The sequence below is a fragment of the Caballeronia sp. GAWG2-1 genome (assembly GCF_023631405.1).
Taxonomy (GTDB): Bacteria; Pseudomonadota; Gammaproteobacteria; order Burkholderiales; family Burkholderiaceae; genus Caballeronia.
Genome location: NZ_JALQDD010000027.1, coordinates 22,395 through 45,806, shown reverse-complemented (window position 1 = coordinate 45,806; position 23,412 = coordinate 22,395). Strand labels below are relative to the sequence as shown.

The 23,412-nt window shown below is 59.1% G+C and carries 21 protein-coding genes; 18 read left to right on the top strand and 3 right to left on the bottom strand.

The window, feature by feature from the left end:
* Positions 1 to 56 precede the first annotated feature (56 nt).
* From NCR98_RS16640 to NCR98_RS16610, 7 genes are all read left to right on the top strand, one after another.
* Complete coding sequence (locus NCR98_RS16640) at positions 57 to 1,055, top strand: PDR/VanB family oxidoreductase (RefSeq protein WP_250467053.1); 999 nt, start codon at positions 57 to 59, stop codon at positions 1,053 to 1,055.
* A 200-nt stretch (positions 1,056 to 1,255) separates the two neighbouring features.
* The gene (locus NCR98_RS16635; RefSeq protein WP_244829668.1) at positions 1,256 to 2,089 is read left to right on the top strand and encodes an ABC transporter substrate-binding protein; all 834 of its coding nucleotides are present in this window, start codon (positions 1,256 to 1,258) and stop codon (positions 2,087 to 2,089) included.
* Between the two features lie 46 nt (positions 2,090 to 2,135).
* The gene (locus NCR98_RS16630; protein WP_244829669.1) at positions 2,136 to 2,852 is read left to right on the top strand and encodes an amino acid ABC transporter permease; all 717 of its coding nucleotides are present in this window, start codon (positions 2,136 to 2,138) and stop codon (positions 2,850 to 2,852) included.
* Positions 2,853 to 2,866: 14 nt separating this feature from the next.
* Positions 2,867 to 3,517, top strand: coding sequence for an amino acid ABC transporter permease (locus tag NCR98_RS16625; protein ID WP_250526713.1), 651 nt, complete (start codon positions 2,867 to 2,869; stop codon positions 3,515 to 3,517).
* Positions 3,514 to 4,254 (top strand): amino acid ABC transporter ATP-binding protein, encoded by a 741-nt coding sequence (locus NCR98_RS16620; protein WP_244829671.1) that lies wholly within the window; start codon positions 3,514 to 3,516, stop codon positions 4,252 to 4,254. Before NCR98_RS16625 ends, NCR98_RS16620 begins: the two co-directional genes overlap by 4 nt.
* A 14-nt stretch (positions 4,255 to 4,268) precedes the next feature.
* The gene (locus tag NCR98_RS16615; protein WP_250526712.1) at positions 4,269 to 5,030 is read left to right on the top strand and encodes an IclR family transcriptional regulator; all 762 of its coding nucleotides are present in this window, start codon (positions 4,269 to 4,271) and stop codon (positions 5,028 to 5,030) included.
* A gap of 444 nt (positions 5,031 to 5,474) precedes the next feature.
* Positions 5,475 to 7,304 (top strand): serine aminopeptidase domain-containing protein, encoded by a 1,830-nt coding sequence (locus NCR98_RS16610; protein ID WP_250526711.1) that lies wholly within the window; start codon positions 5,475 to 5,477, stop codon positions 7,302 to 7,304.
* Here NCR98_RS16610 and NCR98_RS16605 read toward each other — a convergent pair.
* Complete coding sequence (locus tag NCR98_RS16605; protein WP_250526710.1) at positions 7,292 to 7,780, bottom strand: nucleoside deaminase; 489 nt, start codon at positions 7,778 to 7,780, stop codon at positions 7,292 to 7,294. The two genes, NCR98_RS16610 and NCR98_RS16605, sit on opposite strands and share 13 nt — an antisense overlap.
* Positions 7,781 to 7,946: 166 nt before the next feature.
* Between NCR98_RS16605 and NCR98_RS16600 the strand changes: the two genes are divergently transcribed.
* From NCR98_RS16600 to NCR98_RS16555, 10 genes are all read left to right on the top strand, one after another.
* Positions 7,947 to 10,115 (top strand): NHL repeat-containing protein, encoded by a 2,169-nt coding sequence (locus tag NCR98_RS16600; RefSeq protein WP_502799759.1) that lies wholly within the window; start codon positions 7,947 to 7,949, stop codon positions 10,113 to 10,115.
* Positions 10,116 to 10,327: 212 nt separating this feature from the next.
* The gene (locus NCR98_RS16595; protein WP_250467041.1) at positions 10,328 to 11,023 is read left to right on the top strand and encodes a GntR family transcriptional regulator; all 696 of its coding nucleotides are present in this window, start codon (positions 10,328 to 10,330) and stop codon (positions 11,021 to 11,023) included.
* A gap of 51 nt (positions 11,024 to 11,074) precedes the next feature.
* Positions 11,075 to 12,343: an S-methyl-5-thioribose kinase gene (mtnK, locus tag NCR98_RS16590; protein ID WP_250526709.1), complete on the top strand. Its 1,269-nt coding sequence runs from the start codon at positions 11,075 to 11,077 to the stop codon at positions 12,341 to 12,343.
* A 16-nt stretch (positions 12,344 to 12,359) separates the two neighbouring features.
* Positions 12,360 to 13,439, top strand: coding sequence for an S-methyl-5-thioribose-1-phosphate isomerase (gene mtnA / locus NCR98_RS16585; protein ID WP_250526708.1), 1,080 nt, complete (start codon positions 12,360 to 12,362; stop codon positions 13,437 to 13,439).
* Positions 13,436 to 14,107 (top strand): L-fuculose-phosphate aldolase, encoded by a 672-nt coding sequence (locus tag NCR98_RS16580; RefSeq protein ID WP_250526707.1) that lies wholly within the window; start codon positions 13,436 to 13,438, stop codon positions 14,105 to 14,107. Before mtnA ends, NCR98_RS16580 begins: the two co-directional genes overlap by 4 nt.
* A 64-nt stretch (positions 14,108 to 14,171) precedes the next feature.
* Positions 14,172 to 15,284: a sugar ABC transporter substrate-binding protein gene (locus NCR98_RS16575; protein WP_250526706.1), complete on the top strand. Its 1,113-nt coding sequence runs from the start codon at positions 14,172 to 14,174 to the stop codon at positions 15,282 to 15,284.
* 74 nt (positions 15,285 to 15,358) lie between these two features.
* On the top strand, positions 15,359 to 16,903 hold the full coding sequence (locus NCR98_RS16570) for a sugar ABC transporter ATP-binding protein (protein ID WP_502799758.1): 1,545 nt from the start codon (positions 15,359 to 15,361) through the stop codon (positions 16,901 to 16,903).
* Positions 16,900 to 17,901: an ABC transporter permease gene (locus tag NCR98_RS16565; RefSeq protein WP_244828172.1), complete on the top strand. Its 1,002-nt coding sequence runs from the start codon at positions 16,900 to 16,902 to the stop codon at positions 17,899 to 17,901. Before NCR98_RS16570 ends, NCR98_RS16565 begins: the two co-directional genes overlap by 4 nt.
* Before the next feature lie 41 nt (positions 17,902 to 17,942).
* Positions 17,943 to 18,953: a dihydroxyacetone kinase subunit DhaK gene (locus tag NCR98_RS16560; RefSeq protein ID WP_250526704.1), complete on the top strand. Its 1,011-nt coding sequence runs from the start codon at positions 17,943 to 17,945 to the stop codon at positions 18,951 to 18,953.
* Positions 18,954 to 18,965: 12 nt separating this feature from the next.
* Positions 18,966 to 19,592 (top strand): DAK2 domain-containing protein, encoded by a 627-nt coding sequence (locus NCR98_RS16555; protein WP_250526703.1) that lies wholly within the window; start codon positions 18,966 to 18,968, stop codon positions 19,590 to 19,592.
* A gap of 1 nt (position 19,593) precedes the next feature.
* Here the strand turns inward: NCR98_RS16555 and NCR98_RS16550 are convergent, their stop codons facing one another.
* Positions 19,594 to 21,225 (bottom strand): ABC transporter substrate-binding protein, encoded by a 1,632-nt coding sequence (locus tag NCR98_RS16550; protein WP_250493402.1) that lies wholly within the window; start codon positions 21,223 to 21,225, stop codon positions 19,594 to 19,596.
* 407 nt (positions 21,226 to 21,632) lie between these two features.
* Between NCR98_RS16550 and NCR98_RS16545 the strand changes: the two genes are divergently transcribed.
* The gene (locus NCR98_RS16545) at positions 21,633 to 21,860 is read left to right on the top strand and encodes a hypothetical protein (protein WP_250526702.1); all 228 of its coding nucleotides are present in this window, start codon (positions 21,633 to 21,635) and stop codon (positions 21,858 to 21,860) included.
* A 102-nt stretch (positions 21,861 to 21,962) separates the two neighbouring features.
* Here the strand turns inward: NCR98_RS16545 and NCR98_RS16540 are convergent, their stop codons facing one another.
* Positions 21,963 to 23,393 (bottom strand): MFS transporter, encoded by a 1,431-nt coding sequence (locus NCR98_RS16540; protein WP_404989423.1) that lies wholly within the window; start codon positions 23,391 to 23,393, stop codon positions 21,963 to 21,965.
* Between the last annotated feature and the right edge of the window lie 19 nt (positions 23,394 to 23,412).

Here is a 23,412-nt window from a genome sequence, read left to right as displayed (position 1 = left end):
GACCAATGCCGAGCGCTTTCGCAGGCCCGCCGCTCATCGATCGAGGAGACGCAACCATGTCGACACAACCCATATCAACCGACCGCCAGGCACAGACGCTGCAATTGATGGTGCGACAAGTCCGCTTCGAAGGACGCGGCATCAACTCCTATGAGTTCGTCGACCCTGAGGGACATGCATTGCCGCCGTTCACGGCTGGCGCGCATTTGGACATCCATCTTGCAGGCGGCGTGATCCGTCAGTATTCCATCTGCAATGCGCCGCGCGAACGGCATCGCTATGTGATTGCCGTTCTGCGCGATGAGCGCGGACGCGGTGGCTCGAAAGCACTGCACGAGCAACTGCGCGTACAGGACATCGTGAAGGTGAGTCTTCCGCGCAATAACTTTAGTCTCGTCGATGGCGCGCGTCGCGTGTTACTGATCGCAGGCGGTATCGGCGTCACGCCGCTCAAGGCGATGGCGCACGAACTGGACGACGCCGGCATCGACTACGAGATGCATTACTGCACCAGGGACGCAAGCTGCGCCGCGTTTGCTGACGAGTTCGAATCGATGCGCGCAAGCGGAAAGCTGCACCTGCATTTCGATGGCGGCGACCCGGCCACGGGCCTCGATCTGCGCCGGTTGCTCGACGCACCGCGCGAAGGCGAGCATGTGTATTACTGCGGCCCAGGCGGCTTCATGAAGGCATGCGCCGATGCCGCCGGACACTGGCCCACCGGCACGGTGCACTTCGAGCATTTCAAGGCGCCGGAGCGCAATCTCGACGATGAAGCCGCCAACGATGCACTTGACAGTTTCACCGTGCGCATTGCGAGTACGGGACAAGAGATCGAGGTATCTAAGGAAGAAAGCATTGCAGACGCGTTGGCACTGGCAGGCGTACCGATTGAAACCTCTTGTTGCGCAGGTCTATGCGGCACCTGCAAAGTGCGCTATCTCGAAGGCGAAGTCGAACACAACGACTGCATTCTCGGCGACGACGAAAAGACCGAATTTCTCACGGCGTGTGTATCGCGTGCGACGAGCAGGGTGCTGGTGCTGGATCTTTAGCAAGCGCTTGAACCACCACGAAGGGCAGACAAAGAAATTTGTCTGCCCTTTTTCTTTGCGAGCCTCTAATCCATCCACGCGTAAACCCGCTTGCCTCAAGTTTTTTTTAGTGGAAGACTTGCCTCCCATCTGCCGCGTCGGATACGTGTCCGATATATCGGACAAGCCTCAAACGGATTTTCCTCTTGCGAGATGCACACATGAAACTTGTTAGAGAAAGCGCGCGCTTTGCTCGTTGGGTTGCAATTGCCGGCCTTGTCGCGTTGGCGGCCTGTTCGAAAGTCGAAGCACCAGCGCAGGATGGGGCGGCAAGCTCAACGCTTAAGACCGTTTTGCAACGCGGCACCTTGCGCGTAGGCGATTGCTTGAGCTTTGCGCCCTTCGGTTTCTATAACAAGGACGGCCAGCCGGACGGCTACGACGTCGATCTCGCTAAGGAACTCGCTAAACAAATGGGCGTAAAGCTCGAAGTGGTCAACACCACCAGCGCCAACCGCATTCCAAATCTGCAGACGAGTAAGGTGGATGTCGTGTTCTGCAATTTCACTCGCAATCTCGAACGGGCCAAGGAAATTGCCTTCACCAATCCGTACGTGGTGGCGAGTGAAGCGCTGCTGGTCAAGAAATCGAGCGGGATCAAATCCATCAAGGACATGAGCAACCGCACGATTGCCACCGTCAAAGGCTCGACCAACGGCGACGAAGTGCGCTCACTCAACATGCAGGTGAAGATTCAGGAATTCGACAGCTCGCAAGCCGCCATTCTCGCCGTCAAGCAAGGCCAGGCTGACGCGATGATCGAAGACAACAACTTTCTCGCATACCAGGCATCGCTCGATCAGGAACTTACCGTCACTGACGAAGCCCTCGTGCCGCTTGAATACAACGCGTTCGGCGTCAAGGCCGGCGATCAGGTCTGGCTCAACTATCTGAACCTGTTCCTGTTCCAGATCAACGCGTCCAAGCAGAACGCGCAGCTCTATAAAAAATGGTTTGGGCAAGAGCCGCGTTTCCCGCTCAACCCGCAATATTAATTTAACCGTGACGCCGGTTGCGTGACGTCCAACGTGAGGAAAAATCATGGGCTATGAATGGTTGACGCTTGCGGGCTATTTCAGCGACTTCCTGCATGCCGCATGGCTCACGCTGCAAATCACGCTGCTGGCGTTCATTCTGGCAATGGCGCTCGGTCTTTTGACGGCGCTTGCAAGCGGGTCCAAGAGCCGCGTGCTGCGCGGAATCGCAAGCGTTTATATCGAAGTCATCCGCAACACGCCGGTCCTGCTGCAGATATTCATCGTGTTCTTCGGCTTGCCGTCCCTTGGCATTACGCTCGATGCTTATACAGCAGGCGTGATCGCACTAGGGGTGAACGTAGGCGCTTATCTGGCGGAAGTGTTTCGGGCGGGCATCCAGTCGGTGCCCAAGGGTCAACTCGAAGCGGCATCGATTCTCGGACTAGAGCGCTCGCAGATCTTCACGCAAGTGGTCTTGCCGCAAGCGGCACGCGCTGTTTATCCGGCTATCGTCAACAACCTGATCCAGCTTTTGCTCGGCACGTCGCTGCTTTCCGCGATTGCACTGCCCGAGTTGAGCGGTACGGCGACCGTCATCAATTCGCGCACGCTGCTTTACGTACAGACTTTCACGGTCACGCTTCTTGCCTATCTCGTGCTCAGCAACCTGCTTTCCTGGGCTGCAGGGCAGATTGGCTTGAGGCTCTTTCATCCGCCGCTCGTCATCAGGAAGCCTTCGCGCCGATCGTTCATGCTGCGCCGTCCTGCCGCGCGCACTTAATCGGAGAGCGAGACATGTCGAGCGATTTATTGACGACGAGCCTGTCGATCCTTTTGCAAGGGCTCTTGATGACGCTGGCCTTGTCGGCCGCGTCGATCGTGGGCGGTACGGTAATCGGTCTTCTGGCCGCCGTGCTTCGTTCTTTCGGGCCTTGGGGCACCGACAAGATTGCAAGGCTCTACACCGAACTCTTCCGCGGCACGCCAGTGCTCATCACACTGATGTTCATCTATTTCGGCGTGTCCTACTTCGGCTATGCCATCGATGTCTTTGCCGCCGGAGTCGTCGGCTTGAGCGTTTATCAAGGCGCGTATATCGCCGAAGTATTTCGCTCAGGCATCGAGGCGGTCCCTAAAGGACAGTGGGAAGTCTCGCAGATTCTCGGTCTATCCAAAACGCAAGCGTTCTTCTCCGTAGTCTTGCCGCAGACCGGCCGGATCGTTTTGCCGCCGCTGGTCGGGCAATATCTCTCGCTTATCAAGGACACGTCGATCGTTAGCATGATCGGCATGTCGGAGTTGATGCACGGCGGCCAGGCGATCGTCGATCGCGTGGGCAAGCCAGTCGAGATTTATGGCCTCGTCGCCATACTGTATTTCATCGTGTGCTTTCCGCTGTCGCAGTGGGTGCGCCGTCACGACCGTAGAAGGAGCGTGCTGTCATGAGTGAAGCGTCGATCATCAACCTCGCGGGCGTGAGCAAGTCGTTCGGTGCCACGCAAGTGCTGCGGGAAATCAATCTCGATGTGAGGCTTGGCGAAGTGCTTGTCTTGATCGGCGCATCGGGCTCGGGCAAGAGCACCGTGTTGCGTATCATGAGCGGCCTTGAAACCGCGGATGCGGGCGAAGTGTGGGTCAACCAGGTGCCGCTGCACGATGCACGTCGCGCTAAAGAAATTCGTGGACATGTGGGCATGGTGTTTCAGCAGTTCAATCTGTTCCCGCACAAGACCGCGCTCGGCAATGTCACGCTTGCACTCATCAAGGCGCGCAAGATGAGTCCCGCCGATGCCAAGAAGCGCGCCATGGATGCGCTCGACCGTGTCGGCCTCGCCGATCGTGCGACGCATTACCCGAGTCAATTGTCGGGCGGCCAGCAACAACGCGTGGCCATTGCACGCGCACTCGCCGTTGAGCCAGGCATCATGTTCTTCGACGAGGCGACTTCCGCGCTCGATCCGGAACTTGTCGGCGAAGTGACCGAAGTCATGCGCGGACTGGCGCGCGATGGCATGACGATGGTCGTGGTCACGCACGAAATGGGTTTTGCGCGCAAGACGGCGGATCGTGTGGTGTTCATGGACAAGGGCGTGATTGCAGAGCAGGGCGCACCCGAGCAAATCTTCGTGAATCCGCAGAACGAACGCACGCGGCAGTTTCTGCATCGCGTGCTGGATCATTGAGCGGAGCCCGGCCGATGTCGACAGTGGAAACGTCGCGTGCGCGCGGGGTGGATCGGGTCGTGGCGATCATGAAGCAATTGCATCTAGCTCGCAGGCCGCTTGCGATGCGCGAATTGATCGAAGCGACTGGCGCGCCGCGTTCAAGCATCTACGAACTGGTTGCAATTTTAAGCGAGGCGGGTCTACTGGAAGCGGGCCCCGACGGCAGCATCTTCTTTGGCCGCGAGATGCATTACTACGGCTCCGATTACGCGGTGCACAACGATTTGATCAGCCGCGCGCATCAGTCCATTCTCGCGCTCGTGCGGAACCACGACGAGACCGCGCAACTGTGCATGCTCGAAGGCGACAAATACACGGTCGTGCTTTCAGAAAACAGTTCTCGACCTTTCAATATCAGTTCGGATATTGGCGTCAAGGTCCCCATTCCCTGGACGGCATCGGGCAGGCTGCTGCTAGGTCATTTGAGCGGCGACGCAATTCGCGCGCTCATTCCTGATGAAGACTTCGTTCTGGACAACGGCAAGCGAGTAAATTTCACAGACTTCCTCGCCGATGTGGAACGCGCAAGGGAGCAGGGCTTCTGCTGCACGACAGGCTTGTCGCATACGTTTCGCTATTGCATGGCCGCGCCCGTTCGCGATCGTTCTGGTTTGGCCGTCGCGGCGCTCTGCTTCATGACGAGTCGCGACACCGATCCAGAGAAACGCGATCTCATGCTTGACGACCTCATTCGCTCGGCACACGCCTTATCGCAACCTCATAGGCGCGGATGAATCGCCGCTTTGCGAAAAGCCAAAAGCCAAAAGCCAAAAGCCAAAAAAATATAAGCAAACCCTAAAAAAGCTCTGTGCGATGCCGCGCGGATTGTTTCCAGTTAAGCGCATTTGCCAGACAAGACATCATGCACCCCATGCAATGATCGCCAATAGATAGTCCGTTTGAACAAAATTCGCGTCGGCACATCGCAAGTGCTAAGCGGGCTTAATATAATTGGTGACAAGTAACCCTCGCTGCATGGCGGCGCAAAGCCCGGAGAGAAGCTTTGCGCAACGCCCGACTAGGACTAGCTGGAGTCCCGTGTCGATGGGAATAGCACTTGCTGCCCGTTCCCTTTGTGCCTGCAGTTGTCCAAGCATAATAATGACGCATGCAGGCTGGCGGTTTCGAAGGCACTCCTTGCTTACGTCTGAACACCGCCAAAGACGAGGAAAATACAAATGAGACCGGTGGTTTTCGGCAAAAGATTCGGATGGCTGCACGCAGGCGCCGGCACGCGCGGCGTCGTTCTCTGCAACACCTATGGCCACGAATATGTATGGACTTATAGCGGCCTGCGTCACCTGGCAGACGCTCTTGCGGCCCGCGGCTTGTGGGTCTTGCGCTTCGACTATCTCGGCACGGGGGATTCAGCCGATCTAGAAGCAGGACAAGATCTGTTCGATTCGGCGGTGGATGACATCGGTTCAGCCGTCGATTTCCTCAAGGAACAGACGGGTATCGAACACGTCACGCTAGCGGGCTTTCGGGTCGGTGCCGCGTTCGCTTTGGCTGCGGCGCTCAAGCGTCCCGTCGACGATCTCGCCTTGCTTGCGCCAGTCGTGAGCGGACGCACCTATATCCGCGAACTCGGCGCGGTGCGCAAGACCTGGCTCGACCAGCTCGCACCGCCCCTTCGCGAAGCGCAACCCAAGACTGGTCCGCTCAACGTGCTGGGTCAGGTTTATGACGATGCCTTTAGAGCCCGACTGGAAAAGATCGATCTCGCGTCGCAAGTGAAAAGTGCGGCTGATGCGCCCGCCAATCGCGTATTGCTGATGCACGCACGAACGAGCTCGAAAGACCCGCTGCTGGATGCGCTCAGTGGGCTTGGCGTCGATACGCAGACACAACCCTTTGAAGATTTGCTCGGCTTCATTCAAGAGTCGGCATTCACGGTATTGCCCAAGGCTGCTTTGGCAACGGCCACTGAGTGGATTGCAAACGGCGCGCTCGAAGCAGGCCCCGTTAATACATCGGCTGCGGCACATGACGTGTGGCCAGATCTCGTCATCGAAACGCCGGAGGCTGTCGAGCGTCCCGTGCGAATGGACGAACAAGGACTCGTAGGCGTGCTGTGCGAGCCGCGTCATGGTGCAGCGCGTGGCCCAGTGTTTGTCATGACGAATACGGCGGCGAGTTCACGCGTAGGCGATAGCCGGCTTTCCGTTCGGATTGCACGCGAGCTAGCATCACGTGGTATTGCTTCATTGCGCTTCGATGCACGCGGCCGTGGCGACAGTCCGCTTCCTTCGGGCGATGTGCAGTCAGACACGCCCTTCGGCAGAATCTATAACGTGGTCGCAACCGAAGACACTGGCGTCGCCGCGCGTTGGTTGTCCCGGCAAGGCTACAAGACGATCTATGCGTTCGGCATTTGTTCAGGTGCGTATCACGCTTTGAAGGCAGCGGTCAGCGAGAGCGTTATTACCGGCGTGATTTCGGTGAATATCCCTACGTTCAAGCGTCCCGAGGACAAAACGCCCGAAGCGTTGCGCGAATCCACACGCAACTCCATGGCGGGTTATGCGTTCTCCATGCTCGATCCGCAAAAGTGGAAAGCCATTTTGCGCGGCGATAAGAATCTGCTTCGCGTAATGGGCTTTATCGGCGGCTACATGCTCACGCGTGCGCGTTCACGTGTTGTCGATGTCTTGAGGCTCGACAGCCTGAGCAAAACGCCGCCCGAGCAGGCCACTACACCCATGCCGATTATTCGCGCGCTCGACGCTAGAGGCGTGAACACGGTGCTGGTCTACGGCGCCTACGATGCGGGCCTGGACTTGCTCGCCGCGCATTGTGGCAAGCTGGGCGCTCGACTCAAGCGGCTTCGTTCAGTGCGTGTCGCAACTTACGCCGATGTCGATCATTCGTTGTTCAATGCCGCGAGTCTTCCGCAAGTGATCGCGTTGTGCGAGTCGGTCATCACGCAGACGAACGTGCAGACCGAAGTTCCAGGCGTGTCACAACAGCGAAACCATAGCAGCGCACTGACCGATCAACGCGTTTGATGCTTCTGCATATAAGCGACATGTAGTGCACGCACGCGTTCTGCAAGGTCGTCGACGGGGCCATCCACGATTGCTCCGTCGATCACCTCTTCAATGGGCAGCGCGCGGACAGGGCCGGGCCCAGCACCGAGTTCCTCACGCCAGCGCGTGAACTGCGCAGTCGAACTCGCATAGACGATTCGCCCAAGCCCCACCCATGCATGCGCCGCCGAACACATCGGACAATGCTCGCCCGATGTGTAGACCATGGCATTCTTGCGCGCGGGCTCGCTCATATTTTCCGCAGCCCACTTTGCAATAGCGAACTCAGGATGCAAGGTCTTGTCGCCCGTGCTGATGCGGTTACGATCCTCAAAGAGCACGTGACCGTCGCTCGCCACCAGTAGGGAACCAAAGGGTTCATCGCCTTGGTCGAGCGCTTCTTTAGCCAGTTCGATGCATCGTTCGAGATGTTTCCTGTCCACGCTATCTATCATTCGACCTCTCCGTTGTTTGCTCGCCTTCTTGCACATTGAACACGCCTCTATAAACCGGATTCAAGCATTCGTACCGACCGCCGTTAAGAAGAAAACAGGCCTTTTCTTCATATCACTAGGGTCGTAACTCGATTTCGCTTTGCGGCGGTTTGCCGGGGTGCAGGTGATGAACGTTTCATGTTTCCTAGCGGTATGGCTAATGGTGTTCAGCCTTGCCAGCGGCGCGCGCGCGGCTATGTCGCCGCTCAATTACACCACGTCCTGGATCGGCAACACTTTCGGCTTCGGCGATGGCAAGTGGATGCAGCAGGACATACAAGCCATCCGCGTTGCACCGGACGGAACCGTCTATACCAATAGTCCGTGGGATGAAAGCGGCGCCGAGATCGCGGCGTATCGCAATGGCGACCGCATCGCGGTGGCGGGCGCGACGCATGGTTGGGGCGCGGCGGGCGGCGACGCCATTGCATCGAACAGCACATACCTCTATGCGGCGATGTCCATCGGCAATCAAGGCGGTGGCCTCGTCGGCGCGGATTATCCGCCCAACGGTTATACGTGGTTCGGCATTACGCGACGCACGATCGCCAACATCGCCAAGGGCGCGTCTTTTACGGGCGGCGCCGGCAACAGCGCGAACGCTACCAAGAACAGTTTCCTGATCGTGGCGACTGTGCCGGCCGGAACGGACGCGGGGATTCGCGGCCTGGCCGCTAACGATAGCGAGCTTTTTGTTTCCGACGCGTCGAGCAATCAGATCGTCGTGTTCGATGCCAACACGATGAGGCGTAATCGCGCGTTCAACGTGACATCACCGGGACGCATGGCACTCGATATAGACGGCACGCTTTGGGTCATTACAGGCACGTTCAACGGACACCCCGCCATTGCACATTATTCGACGACAGGCGCGCTACTCGGCGGCGTGCCGATACTCCCGATAGGAACGGTACCCGCGGATATCGCGGTCACTCCATCGGGTGATCTTTATATCGCGGATAACGGCGTGGGCCAGCAGATCTTGCCTTTCCGAAAGAACGCGGCGCTAACTGCGGTCGGCACGCTCAAGGGCGTGAATCATGCGACCGCTGGCACGATCGAAGCAGGGCGCTTCAACTCGGTCACGGGTATCGGTTTCGATCAGGCCGGCAATCTGTACGTTGGACAAAACGGCGAAGGCCCGCGAGCTCTCAACTCTGCCTCGGTAGGAACGGGCGCGGTGCTGCAGGCTTTCAAAGGCGTCACACGTTCTATTACATGGGAACTGGACGGTCTCGTGTTCGTCGATGGCGCGAGCTTCGATCCCGGCGCGCCGAACACCATCTATACCGGCTCGAAAGTCTTTACGATGGACTGGAGCAAGGCGCCCGGCAAGCAATGGACGTACACGGCGCATACCGTGGACCGCTTCACTTTTCCTGATGACCCTTCGATTCACATCGGACGCGCGGTGCGTGGCCAGCCGATGGTACGGCGCCTGAACGGCAACCGGCCGTATCTATTCACGCTCGATCCATATTCGCATCAGCTCTATGTGCATCGCTTCGACGCCGCGCACGGTTATACGGCAATACCATCGGTCATGTTCGCCGAGTCCTATATTTCAGGCGGTTTTCCAGCGAATCAACCGGCCTATGGCGAATGGATGTGGCGCGACATCAATGGCGATGGCCATCTCGACACGAGCGAATTCATAGGCAATCCATCGACGGGGAGTCTGATAGGCAACAGCTTCATCTGGGTCGATTCCCTTGGCAACGTATGGTTCGGTACCCCGACGAGCGGCATACGAGAAATGCCGCTGCAGGGCTTCGATGCCTTGGGCAATCCGCTTTACACCTATGCATCGGCGAAGACTTATACGATGCCAGCGCCTTTCACGCGCATTGGCCGAGTGCTTTACGTGCCTGAGACCGACACGATGTATATCTCGGGCTTCACGCAAACCATTCCCTATGATGCCGCGCGCTGGAAAGAGGCCGGCCCATATCTCGCGCGTTACGACAACTGGACTCGCGGGCCGCGCGTCATGACCTATCTCATCGCGCTCCCTTGGGACACGACGACCAACCCCGTGATCACGCCCGTGGGACTTGCGACAGCGGGCAATTACCTCTTTGTCGCGGGCCTCTTTACGCAGAAGGTGTATGTGTACGACGCGCGCACCGGCGCACACGTTGGCTGCATGTCGCCGGGCGCGAACGTAGGCTGGACTAGCGGCTATGTCGATGTGGAACTGGGTATCAGCGCCACGCTAAGGGCCAATGGTGAATACGACATTCTTTTGGAAGACGATGCACGCGCCAAGATTCTGATGTACCAGTGGAAGCCATGAATTCTTGGCGCAGTGCAACGCGCCAACAAGTCAGACGCGGCAAGCAAATGAATATGGTCTTGCTGCAACCGCATGGCCGTTCATCGGTATCGCCAGCTATTGAGCCTACAAAATATCCAAGGGAAAGTCCTAAGAAAAACATCTGATGTCTGATGTATATTTGACTGCATGCTACCTAAGAGAGCAACATGCGTCTAAGCGTAGAGCGCTCAATGAGCGACAAGATTCAAGAGTCGCTCCTGACCATGATCCGTGAGCGCAAGCTCAAGCCAGGCGATCAGATTCCTACGGAACTGGAACTCTGCGAATTGCTCGGGGTAGGCCGTTCGAGTTTGCGTGAAGCCGTTGCTCAGATGATCTCGCACGGTCTGCTGTCTCGGGTACAAGGTCGCGGCACCTTCATCAGACAAATTTCGCTGAAGTTGCAGGGCGGTCTGGATGATCTGATGTCCGTAACCGACATGATCAAGAGCGTCGGCGCCGTGCCTTCAACGAGTCGCATACAGATGGATACCATTGCGGCATCGGAGAGTTTGTCAGAAAGACTCGGCATCGAGCTTGGGGCGCCGTGCGTACGTATCGAACGCGTTCGCCGCGCGGACGACGCCGTAGCCGCCTATTGCATCGACACCATTCCGAAGACGCTCTTCGATGCAGCGGACGGTGAAGTCGGCGAATCGCTTTTCGGCATGTTTGCGCGCACGGGCCGGCGTCTGTCGCATACGCATACGTCGATACAGCCGACCATCCTCACGCCGCGCGATCTGCCGGAACTCGGAGACGGCTTCGGTTTGTTTCTCCTGCTGGACGAAGTGGATTTCGATCAGAGCGGGGAACCGCTCTGCTATAGCAACGACTACTACAACACGAGCATTTTCAAATTCGATCTGGTGCGCAAGCGTCGCTAAGACAATCTTGCGTTTAGACGCGCACCAGAAGCAACATCGGAGGAGACACCGATGGAGTTCGAGGCTTTTACCGCAAGCGAGCTTGCCGCGTATCTCGGCGCAATTCCCGAGATACGTGCGCTGCTTGGCGAGCCGCACGATCTGGAAGTGGCCGAAGTCGGCGACGGCAACCTGAACTATGTGTACTTCGTGACGAACACGAAGGCGCCGGAACGCAGCGTCGTCGTCAAGCAGGCGCCGCCTTTTTTAAGACTAGTCGGCAAGACGTGGCCGTTGTCGTGTCAGCGCATGGAGCATGAGGTAGCGGCGTTACGCCGCTTCGGTGCGCTATGTCCGCGGCATGTGCCGAAGGTGTATCACGCTGACGGCAAGCGCTTTCTGATGGTGATGCAAAGGCTTGCCTCGCATCGTATTTTGCGGCAAGGCCTGATGGATGGCGTCGTCTATCCGAAGCTCGCCGCGCATCTGTCGACGTATCTTGCGCAAACGCTTTTCCACGGGTCCGATCTGTTTCTTGCGCCGGACATCAAGAAAGAGGCCATGAGCGCGGCGGTCAATTCCGAGCTGTGCAAAATCACCGAGGACCTCGTCTTTACGTTTCCTTTCGAAGATCATCCGTCGAACGTGTACAGCGCCGCATTGCCTGCGTCATCGCTTGAACGACTGAGGACCAGCGAAGCGTTGCGCATTGCCGCGGGCGACATGAAATGGGCGTTCATGAATCACGCCGAGACCTTGCTGCATGGCGATCTGCACACCGGTTCGATCATGGTCAACGAAGACGAAACCTTCGTGATCGACCCGGAATTCTCGTTCTATGGACCGATGGGCTTCGATATCGGCGCGGTGCTCGCAAACCTGCTGCTCGCGTATTTTTCGCGCGACTGGCATGGCCGTATAGACGATCGAGATCCTTCCGGCTATCAGGAATGGTTGCTCGTTCAAGTGGCCGAGGTCTGGAATGGCTTTAGCGCGCAATTTCTAAAGCTGTGGCGCGAGCACGAAAGCCGTAGCGGACGCGGCTTTATAGGCGGTCACGCAGAAGCGCGATCTGTCGAAGGTTATCGCACGCACTTCATGCGTCGGCTGCTAGCGGATACGCTCGGCTTCGCTGGCTGCAAGATGATTCGGCGCATTGTCGGCATGGCGAAGGTCGCGGACATCACGCGCATTCCAGATGCTCAGGCGAGGGCGCGTATCGAAGTGCGCTGTCTGCGTTGCGCGGAAGACCTGCTGGTCAAGCGCGCGACGCTTGGCAGTATCGAACAGGTCGTCATGCTTGCGCGCGAGGTTCAGCGCGAAACAATCACACATGCATAGTCCACTCGGAGCTTCCATGGTTGCGCAGTCCTTGTTCCCCACGCTTGCCCCGACGATCGAATGGCGCGATGGCGATCTCCTGCTGCTCGATCAGACGCGCCTGCCGCATGAAATCGTGGTGGAGCATGTCGCCGATGCAGCCGCCGTCTGGCGAGCCATTCACGAATTACGCGTGCGGGGTGCGCCCGCCATCGGCGTCGCGGCAGCATACGGATTGTGCGTCGCCATGCAGGACGCGCGCGACTTGCCCTTGACGCAATTTCGTGCCGAGCTTGAACGGCGCGCGGGCTGGCTCGATACCGCGCGCCCCACGGCGGTGAATCTGAGTTGGGGATTGAGACGCATGCTGCAATGCGCGCACGCATGCAACGCAAGCGACTCGAAGGCGCTTTACGAAGCTTTGGTGGATGAGGCCAAACAGATTCATGCGGAAGATCAGGCGCTATGCGCAGGTATCGGCATGCATGGTCTGCCGCTTATCGAACCGGGCAGCGGCGTGCTTACGCATTGCAATGCAGGTGCGCTTGCCACCACAGGCTTAGGCACGGCCACCGCGCCGATCTATGCCGCACATCGCGAAGGCATTGCGTTCAAGGTGTTCGCGGACGAGACACGGCCGCTTTTGCAAGGCGCGCGCCTGACCGTGTTCGAACTGCAGCAGGCGGGCGTAGATGTAACGCTGATCGTGGATAGCGCGGCCGCGTCGATCATGTCGCATGGACTGGTGGACCTCGTGATCGTCGGCACGGACCGGGTTGCGGCAAATGGCGACTTCGCCAACAAGATCGGCACGCTGAGCGTGGCCATCGCAGCGAATTACTACGGCATACCGTTCTACGTGGCTTGTCCTTCGTCCACACTGGACTTCCGCACACCGACCGGCGCGCAGATCGAGATAGAAGAACGTCGCGAAGAAGAGGTGACATCGCTTGCAGGGCAACCTATTGCGCCGCGTGCCATCAACGCGCGCAATCCCGCATTCGATGTCACGCCGCATGAACTCGTCACGGGCTTCATCACGGAGCGCGGTATCGTGAAAGCGCCTTTCGAACGTTCGTTGCGTGGTTTCTTCGCAGCCGAAGGTAATGCCGCATGAGCGCGGTGGATGAAGGCGCGCTGCGCCGGGGTATTGTCGAGACCTCGCTCGAAATGGAGCGGCTCGGCATCAATCAGGGAACCTCGGGTAACGTCAGCGCGCGCTTCAACGACGGCTTTCTCATCACGCCGAGCGGCGTTCCTGCGCGTGAGATGCACGAAGACATGATGGTGTGGCTGCCGTTAGATGTCAGTGACGACGCGAGCGTGCTGCGCACGGCTCGCCCGTCTTCGGAATGGCGCATTCATCGCGACATTCTTCGAGCACGGCAAGACATGCACGCGGTCGTGCATACGCATTCCATTGCGGCCACGGCGCTTGCCATTCATGAACGCGATATTCCCGCCGTGCACTACATGGTCGCGGCCGCCGGCGGACATTCCATTCGCTGCGCGCCTTATGCGCTCTTTGGCACGCAAACTCTTTCCGATCACGCTTTAGCCGCGCTTCTGAACCGGCGTGCGTGTCTGCTCGCGCATCATGGTGTGGTCGCGCTCGGCACCGATCTTGCGCGCGCCGTGTGGCTCGCGCATGAAGTGGAAGTGCTTGCCAAGCAATATCTTCTCGCCTGTCAGTTGGGTGCGCCGCCGCTTCTTTCGGAGGAGCAGATGGATGAAGTGTTGGAGAAGTTCAAGACTTATGGCAAGCGCGACAAGAAGGATTCTTAGCGCGCTTGCCTTGAGGAAATAGTCGTTTGCATCGTAATGAATAAATCCTACAACGGAGACAGCTATGGCCTGGAATTCAGCAAGATTCGACGGATGGGGCACGTTCGGCAAATCGACCGGCGCGGTTTTTTTATGCGCGGCGGCCGTGCTTAGCGGTTGTTCCAAGAGCGACAACAGTTCGACCACCAGCAGTTCGGGCGCGAGTTCGAGCGAAGCCGCGAGCGCTCCCGCAAGCGCACCGGCGCCGGCCGCTGCCGCAGGCGGCAAGGCGAAAATAGGCTTTTCGATTGCAACGCTTAACAATGCGTTCTTTGTCGGGCTCAAGGCCGGCGTGGAGAAGGGCGCCAAGGAGCAAGGCTTCGATCTCGTCCAGACCAATGCCAATGGCGACGCGCAACAGCAAGTCAACGACGCCATCAACTTGCTGAGTCAAGGCGTGACTGCCCTCGTGCTGAATCCTATCGACTCCAAGGCCATCATTCCGGCTGTCGAGAAAGCCAACTCGATGAACATTCCGGTCTTCACGCTCGATCGTGGGTCGGATGGCGGCAAGGTGACTTCGTTCGTTGCGTCGGATAACGTCGCGCTCGGTCAAACCGGCGCCAAGTGGATTGCCGATCAACTGACCAAACGCTACGGTTCGGCTAAAGGGAACGTGGTGGATTTGATCGGCCTTGTCGGCACGACCGCCGCCACCGACCGTGAGAAAGGCTTTAGCGACGAAATGGCGAAGTATCCCGACATCAAGGTGGTTGCGCGTCAGGAAGGCGCATTCGATCAGGAGAAGTCGCTTAACGCGATGACCAATATCCTGCAGAAATATCCGCAAATCGACGCTGTATTCGGCGCCAACGACGACAACACCGTGGGTGCGGAAAAGGCTATCGACAATGCGGGCCGCTATAAGCCGCTCGGCGATAAAGCGCACATTCTCGTGATCGGCGCGGATGGCACGGCGCAGGCGCTTTCCGCCATTCGCTCGGGCAAGCAGGACGCGACCATCTCGCAGAACCCCATTCAGATGGCCGCCAAGTCGCTGCAGTTCATTGCGGACTACAACGCCAAGAAGGACGTTCCGGCGAATTATGCCTGGCCGACTTTACTCATCGACAAATCGAATATCGATTCGGATGAGACCAAGAAGTACGGGCTGTGGTCAGAGGAAGTCAAACAGTAAGGCAAGCCGCGGGCACACGCTTAAGACTTCAAGCGTTCAAGCGTTTGGGCTCTAGCGCGTTGCCCGCTAACGGAATGCACGACATGACAGTCGAAACGGAAGCGCAAGCGCAGGCGCCGCTCAAAGCGTCCGCGCCGCTATTGCGCATGCAAGGCATCGTCAAGAGCTTTCCTGGCGTCAAGGCGCTGCGCGGCGTCAGCCTCGAACTGCGAACGGGCCATGTGCTCGCTATCGTCGGCGAGAATGGCGCGGGCAAATCGTCGCTCGTGAAGACCTTGTCTGGCGCGTATGAGCCGGACGAAGGCACGATCGAGATCGACGGCGTACCGCTTGCGCGCGGCACCAACGCGGCGATCGATGCAGGCGTGGCCGTGATTTATCAGGAGCTCTCGTTGATCAACGACATGACGGTCGCGGAAAATTTATTCCTTGGCCGCATGCCTGCAAAGAACGGCTTCGTCAAGCAACGCGAGGCCAACCAGCTTGCGCGCGAAGCGCTGGATCGCGTGGGACTCGACAACGTGCCGCCGTGGATGCGCCTCGGCGATCTGCCGCTCAACAAGAGGCAGCTCGTGGAAGTAGCAAAAGCCGTGGCGCGCGATGCCCGAATCCTCGTCATGGACGAACCCACGGCCGCGCTGCAGAGCCAGGACATCGCCAATCTTTATGCCGTGGTGCGGCGGCTGCGTGCCTCGGGCATGGGCATCATCTTCATTTCGCATCATCTGGAAGAGGTGTTCGAACTCGCCGATTCCGCCGTCGTGATGCGCGATGGCGCGACGGTCGGCGCGCGTCCGATGTCGCAATGGACCGAAGCCGAACTCGTGCAGGCAATGGTCGCGCGCAATCTCGAATCGTTCTATCCGTGGGAGCCGCGTCCTTATGGCGATGTCGTGCTCGAAGTGCGCAATCTCGCTAGCGCGCCGTTGCTGCGCAATGCGAGCTTTACGGTACGCTCGGGCGAAATCCTGGGCATAGCGGGCATTGCCGGGGCAGGACGCACGGAATTGCTCAAGACGATCTTTGGCGCGCTGCCCGCAACCGGTGGCGAGATTTTCGTGAAGGGCAAGAAGGTCACGAATCATTCGCCCACTCAAGGCGTGCGTCACGGCCTCGTTTATACCTCGGAGGACCGCAAGCTCGAAGGGCTCGTGCTCGATGCCAACATCGAAGAGAACATCGCACTGTCGAGCCTTAAAGCGCTTGCGAGCGGCGGCTTCGTGAGCCGCGCCAAGAAACGCAAGCTGGCGCAGGAAGCAAGCACGCGCTTCGGCGTTCGCTCGTCTTCGGTGTTGCAGATCACCGGCACGCTTTCCGGCGGCAATCAGCAGAAAGTCATTCTTGGCCGCGCAACGGCGACAGCACCCGTAGTCATCATGCTCGATGAACCCACACGCGGCATCGACGTGGGTGCGAAGACCGAAATCTACGCACACATGGTGTCGATGGCGCGTGCGGGCGCAGCGGTCGTCATGGTGAGTTCCGAGTTGCCGGAGTTGCTCGGCATGTCGGATCGCGTGCTCGTGATGTATCGCGGCAGCATCGTGACGGAGCTACGGCGCGACAAAGCGGACTCTGAAACTGTCATTCAATGGGCTACAACAGGAGCAGGCGCATGACCTCCACCGCAGCCAACCGCGAGGACTCGGAGGCGCTCTCGCGCCGCGTGATTCGCCAACTGAGGAGCGGCATCGGGCCATTGTTTGCCGCACTCGTCATCATCTGCATCGCCTTGTCGATTGCATCGCCCGAGTTTCTGACGACCAGCACGCTCACCAACATCATGGTGCAGGTCTCGGTGGTGGGCATTGCGGCGGTAGGCGGCACGTTCGTCATCATCACGTCGGGGATCGATCTGTCGGTCGGATCGCTCGTTGCGTTGAGCGGCATGGTCGCGGCCACGGTCATGGCAGGATCGAGCCCAGGCGCCGTCGGTCTCGGCGTTGGAGGGTTATGCGTCGCAATTGCGGTCGGGGCCGCGGCAGGCGCGCTCAACGGCCTTGCCGTGTCGTGGTTGCGCCTCGTGCCCTTCATCGTCACGCTCGCGATGATGGCCATGGCGCGCGGCCTCACGCTCGCCATATCCGATGGCCGCACGAAGTTCGATTTCCCCACCGCCTTCACGGCCTTCGGCGCGAAGACCGTCGCGGGCTTGCCCATGCCGATGATCGTCATGCTCGTGATCTTCGCCATAGGCCATGTGCTCTTGCGCAAGACCACGTTTGGGCATCAGGTCTTTGCAGTCGGCGGCAATCAGGAAGCTGCGCGTCTTGCCGGTATTCCCGTGCGCCGCGTGGTTTTTTTCACCTACATGCTGGCCGGCGTAACTGCTGCCATCGCTGGGATCGTGCTTGCCGGACGGCTCAATTCCGCCTTGCCGTCCGCGGCCAACGGACTCGAATTGCAGGTGATTGCCGCTATCGTGATTGGCGGGACATCGCTTGCGGGTGGACGTGGCTCGATCGTGGGCACCTTTATCGGCGTCGTGCTGATCGGCGTGATCAACGTGGGTTTGTCGCTACTCGGCGTGAATCCCTTCTGGACGCAATTCATTCAAGGTGGGGTCATTTTCGCGGCTGTCTTGCTCGACGCGCTTAGTCAGCGGCGCAAGCGTTAGACGTGTTCTTGCAACGCACCCTAAAACCGGAGGAGCACAACATGAAGAAAATCATTAACCAGCCCGATGTCTTCGTCGATGAAATCATCGAGGCTTTGCTTATCGCTCATCCCGCGTGGATCAAGAGCGCGACGGACGACAAACGCGCGCTCGTGCGCAAGGACGCGCCCAAGGAAGGCAGAGTGGGAATCGTGACAGGCGGTGGCTCGGGGCATTTGCCCGGCTTTCTCGGGTACGTCGGCGAGGGACTTTGCAGTGGCGTGGCAGTGGGCAACGTGTTTTCATCGCCCTCGGCGGAACAGATATTCGAAGCGACCAAGGCAGTGGATGGCGGCGCGGGCGTGCTTTACGTGTACGGCAACTATGGCGGCGACGTCCTGAATTTCGATCTTGCCGCCGACTTGGCCGAACCCGAAGGCATCGACATCAAGACAGTGGTGTTGACCGACGATGTAGCATCCGCGCCGAAGGAACGTGCGGCCGACAGGCGCGGCGTCGCGGGCATGTTGTTCGCGTTCAAATGCGCGGGCGCCGCCGCTGAACGCGGCGATTCGCTCGATGAGGTCACGCGCATTTGCGCCAAGGCGAATGCTCATTGCCGGACCATGGGCGTGGGCCTCTCGCCGACGATACTTCCCGCGGCAGGCAAGCCGACCTTCACATTGCCCGATGGCGAGATGGAAATCGGTATCGGCATTCATGGCGAACCGGGAACGCATCGCGGCAAGCTCGAAACGGCCGATGCCATCGCCGAGCGGCTTATCGGTCAGATTCTCGGCGATCTGAACGCGCCTAAGGGATCGAAGCTCGCGATACTCGTGAACGGCCTCGGCGCGACGCCGCTCGAAGAACTGTATTTGCTGTATCGCCGTTCCTCGCAACTCATCGCCGATCAGGGCCTGAAAATAGCGCGCTCGTATGTCGGCGAATACGTAACGAGTCTGGAAATGGCGGGGGCATCGATCACGGTGATGCTGCTCGACGACGAACTCGAAGCGCTGCTCGAAGCGCCCGCGAGTTCGCCATTTTTCCGCGATGGCACCGCATCGTAAGAGGAGTGCGCAATGAGCGTATCGAAACAGGAACTGCGCGCCATTTTGACGCGTGCGCTAAGCGCGCTGCCCGCGCATGCCGACGAGTTACGCGACCTCGACGCCGCTTTGGGCGACGGCGATCTCGGCATCACGGTGCAATCAGGGTCCATTGCCATCGTGAAGGCGCTTGCCGCTTTGAACGATGACGCCTCGCTTACCGACGTATTGTTCGCTGCGGGCAAGGCGTTCTCGACAGCGAATCCATCTACGTTTGCGGCGCTTGTCGGCGGCGGCTTGCTCGCGGCAGGCAAGGCGATGAACGGCAAGGACACGGTGAGCCGCGACGAGGCGCTTGGCATCGGACGCGCGGTGGCTGCGCGCATCATCGAACGTGGCAAGAGTCAGGTCGGCGACAAGACCGTGCTCGATGCACTCGTGCCGAGTCTCGATACGCTCGAAGCATCGCAAGGCAGCGCGAGCGAGGTGCTCGATGCCATGATTGCGACTGCCCAAGCGCAGGTAACGGCTACTGCCTCGAAGCAATCGCAAAAGGGGCGCGCGGCATGGGTGCAAGAACGCAGCATCGGCCACGCTGACCCTGGTGCGACCGCTTATGTGCGCTTTTTGCAGGCCTTGCGCGAAGCGGTCGCCAGTTGAATCAATCCAGCGTGATGCCGTCGAAACGATGGCCTCCAAGCGGACTGATCAGATAACCGTGCACGCGCTTCGAGATCGGCTGAAACGTATTGGCGTGCGCAAGCGGTGTGTACGGCACCTGATCCTTGAAGACGACTTGCGCTTCTTCATAAAGCTTCGTGCGCGCGCTTTGATCTGTTATGAGGCGCGCCTTAGCCAAGAGATCGTCGAACTGCTTGTTGCACCATTTCGCCATGTTGCTGCCATGCACGGCATCGCAGCCCAGCGTGGTGCCGAGCCAGTTGTCGGGGTCGCCGTTATCGCCTAGCCAGCCGTAGAGAATGGCGTCGTGCTCGCCATTGGTCTTTGCGCGCTTGTTATATTCGGCCCATTCGTAGCTGACGATATTCGCCTTTACGCCGATCTTCGCCCAATCCGATTGAATCAGTTGCGCCATCAGTCGCGCGTTTGGGTTATAGCCGCGCTGCACGGGCATGGCCCATAGCGTAATGGTGAAGCCATCGGGAAAGCCCGCTTGCTTCAACAACTCGCGCGCCTTCGCGGGATCGTGCGGTGCGTCTTTCAGCGCCTTGTTATACGACCATTGCGAAGGCGGCATTGGGTTCGTGGCCAGCGTGGCCGCGCCTTCGTAGACGGTCTTGATGATCGCCTGCTTGTCGATCGCCATGTCCAGCGCGCGGCGCACCGTCACGTTGTCGAGCGGCTTGTGCGTCGTGTTGTAGCCGACATAGGCAACGTTGAAGCCCACGCCCGACAACACCGTGAGCTTCGGATTTTTTTTCGCCTCGACGATATCGGCAGGGCGCGCGAACGAGGTGAGTTGGCACTCGCCGCTCGCGAGCTTTTGTTCGCGCACGGCGGCATCGGGCGTGATCGAGAAGACGAGCTTGTCGATATGCACGTCCTTGCGATTCCAATAGCTTGGGTTCGCGTCGTAACGAATGGTCGCGTCCTTTTGATAATCGCGGAACACGAAAGCGCCGGTGCCGACAGGCTTCTGATTCATGTCCTCCGGCCGGCCTTCCTTGAGCAATTGCGCGGCATATTCGGCGGAAAGAATAGACGCGAACTCCATGGCGATGTTGCGCACGAAAACGACATCGGCCGTCTTTAGTGTGAAGCGCACGGTGTTGTCGTCGAGCTTCTCGACCGATGCGATGTTCTTGTCGTAGCCGAGATCGGTCAAATACGGAAAGCTCACCGGGTGCGCCTTCTGGAACGGGTCGTTCGGGTCGATCATGCGTTTGAACGTGAAGACTACATCGTCGGCGTTGAAATCACGCGTGGGCTTGAACCACGATGTCGACTGGAATTTCACGCCGCGTCGTAGATGGAAGGTGAAGGTTTTGGCATCGGACGACTCGTCCCACTTTTCGGCGAGGCCCGGTGTAAGGTCGAGCGTGCCGCGTTTGAATTCGACCAACGTGTCGTAGACGGCGTGCGCGCTGGCGTCGAAGTCGGTGCTGGTGGTGAACTGGGCGGCATCGAATCCGGCGGGGCTGCCTTCGGAACAGAAGACGAGGGTCTTGCTTTGAGCCGATGCGGTCTGCGGCGCGGCGATGAACGCGGCGAGAAGGGAGACGGCAAAACCGCACAGGGCGCGTGCGCTTCTTCGAGTCGGAGCTTTAACCATTGTGCCTCTCTGGGATGGAGATGAGTGGATGAGGCGTACTTTAGCAAGGGATTGGCTTCTAAGTCGTCGAGCGTAATTGCGTGACGCGCTGATCGGGAAGTGGTGTCGCTGCTCGGATTTATAGCCGAGCGTCCAACATAATAAAACTAATGTCTAATAGCGACCGACGATGGATCACATTTTTATCGCTTTACGTTGTAGAACGTGAGTGAATTATCTGTGTCACCATCGAAGCTTTATCTATTGAAGCAGATGCGGCCTTTGGCGAAGAAACCGTCGCGTCGAACGCAAGCAAGTAAAGCCGACGATGCGCGCCAAGTTAGGCTTACGCATCGGGTGCCGTAAAAAATCAGCGCTTTCGAGAAAACAGGCCTCACGTTTCACGCGAGCCTGCCGTAATCGTGAACATGAACTCAAAAACCTTTCTCCCATTCGCTCCCGGCAGCGCCTTGCACGGGAATACTCAATCCGTCGCTTTAGCTGTCGCCGCGCTGCGAAAGGCGCGAGGCAAGCTCAATCCCGACGACGTCACGGCAGGCACGCGCGAGTTCGAAGCGCTTGAACTGGATTTCCTGAGGGATATGATCGATTTTCTGAGCGTCGATCCGAACGAGCACTGCTGGTTCGACGATTAAACGCAACGGCCGCTTCCATCTGCGGCCGTTGATTCGTTTCACCGACTGGCGGGCATTGGAATCCGTGGCGAATCTCAAGCCAATGACCGCCGCCTGAGCACCTCACGCCTCCAACTGCTCCAGCACCTGGCCCTTGGTTTCGATTCCGAGGAAATGCACCGCCAGCGCGGCCAGCAACGGCACCGCGCCGAGCGCATAGAAGGCGAGGTCCATTTGGCCGCCGAGCAGCGTCTTGCCGACGAGCGCCGGCGCGAAGATCGCGGCCACCTTGAGCCATGCGCCGCCAAGTCCGCAGCCGAATGCGCGGATGCTGGTCGGATACAGTTCCGGCGTATAGACATAAGCGGTGATGAAGCCGCACGCCATGAATCCAAGCCCAAGCGCGCAGAACGTCGCGACCACGTAGACGGATTCATGCTGGAACACGCCCGCAAGCACCAGTGAAATCGAGCACAGAACGAACGACCAGTTGATGACCGGCTTGCGCCCAACCTTGTCGACGATCAACGCGCAGGTGAGCGAGCCGATCACGCCGAGCACGGAAGCCGCGACGGCCAGGTTCAACGCGAGTTGCAGCGGTGCGTGATAAACCGTCTTGTAGATGGTAGGCAGCCACGTCGAGAGACCGTACTGAATCACCCCGCACGTCATCCATAACATCGCGACCGCGATGGTGCGTTTTAGATACGCCGGGCCGATCAGATCGAGACGGCGGCGCTTCGGATGGCGCAGCGCCATGGCATCGAATTCGGCGACGTTGCCAAGCGGCGGCAACGGGCCTTTCACCGAGGCCTCGAAGGCGCCGAGCGCATCGCTCGCTTCGCGCATGCGGCCGCGTTCCGAGAGCCAGCGCGGCGATTCCGGCACCAGCGTGCGCAACAGGAAGAACAGCACGAGCGGCACGCCGCCGATGATATACATCGCTTCCCAGCCGAAGCGCGGCACGATCCACGCGCCAAGCCCGTTCGATGCCAATAGTCCGATGGGAAACACGATCTCGTACAACAGCACGAAACGTCCGCGTCCATGCGCACGCGTGATCTCGTTGATGTAGGTCGCCGCCACCGGCAATTCGCCGCCCAATCCCAGCCCCTGCACGATACGCAACGCCACGAACACCGCGAACGAAGGCGCGAAGCCGCACGCGATACTGGTCAGCCCGATGATGCCCGAGCTCCACGCAATGGAACGCACACGCCCGTAACGTTCCGCGAGCGATGGAAACAGGAACGCGCCTACGAGTTGCCCGATCGATCCCGACGCAATCAGAAAGCCCACTTGCCCCGGCGTCAGCCCCCACTTCTGTATCAGAAGCGGCAACGTGGCCGCAATGACGATGACATCGAAGCCATCGAAAAAAGTCGCCGCGCCGATCAGAATCCGGGCGCGCACCTGCATCGCATTGGCGGGCAGCCTCTCGATGCGCGCGATGATCGATCCTTTCGTCACCGGGGAAGCGGCGGCTGCGGCCGCGCCCTCGGCAGTGGTGGCGGTGCCGCCGTGCTCGGCGACCGTATTGCCCATGGTCCTCATGCCTGCTCCTGGGTGATTC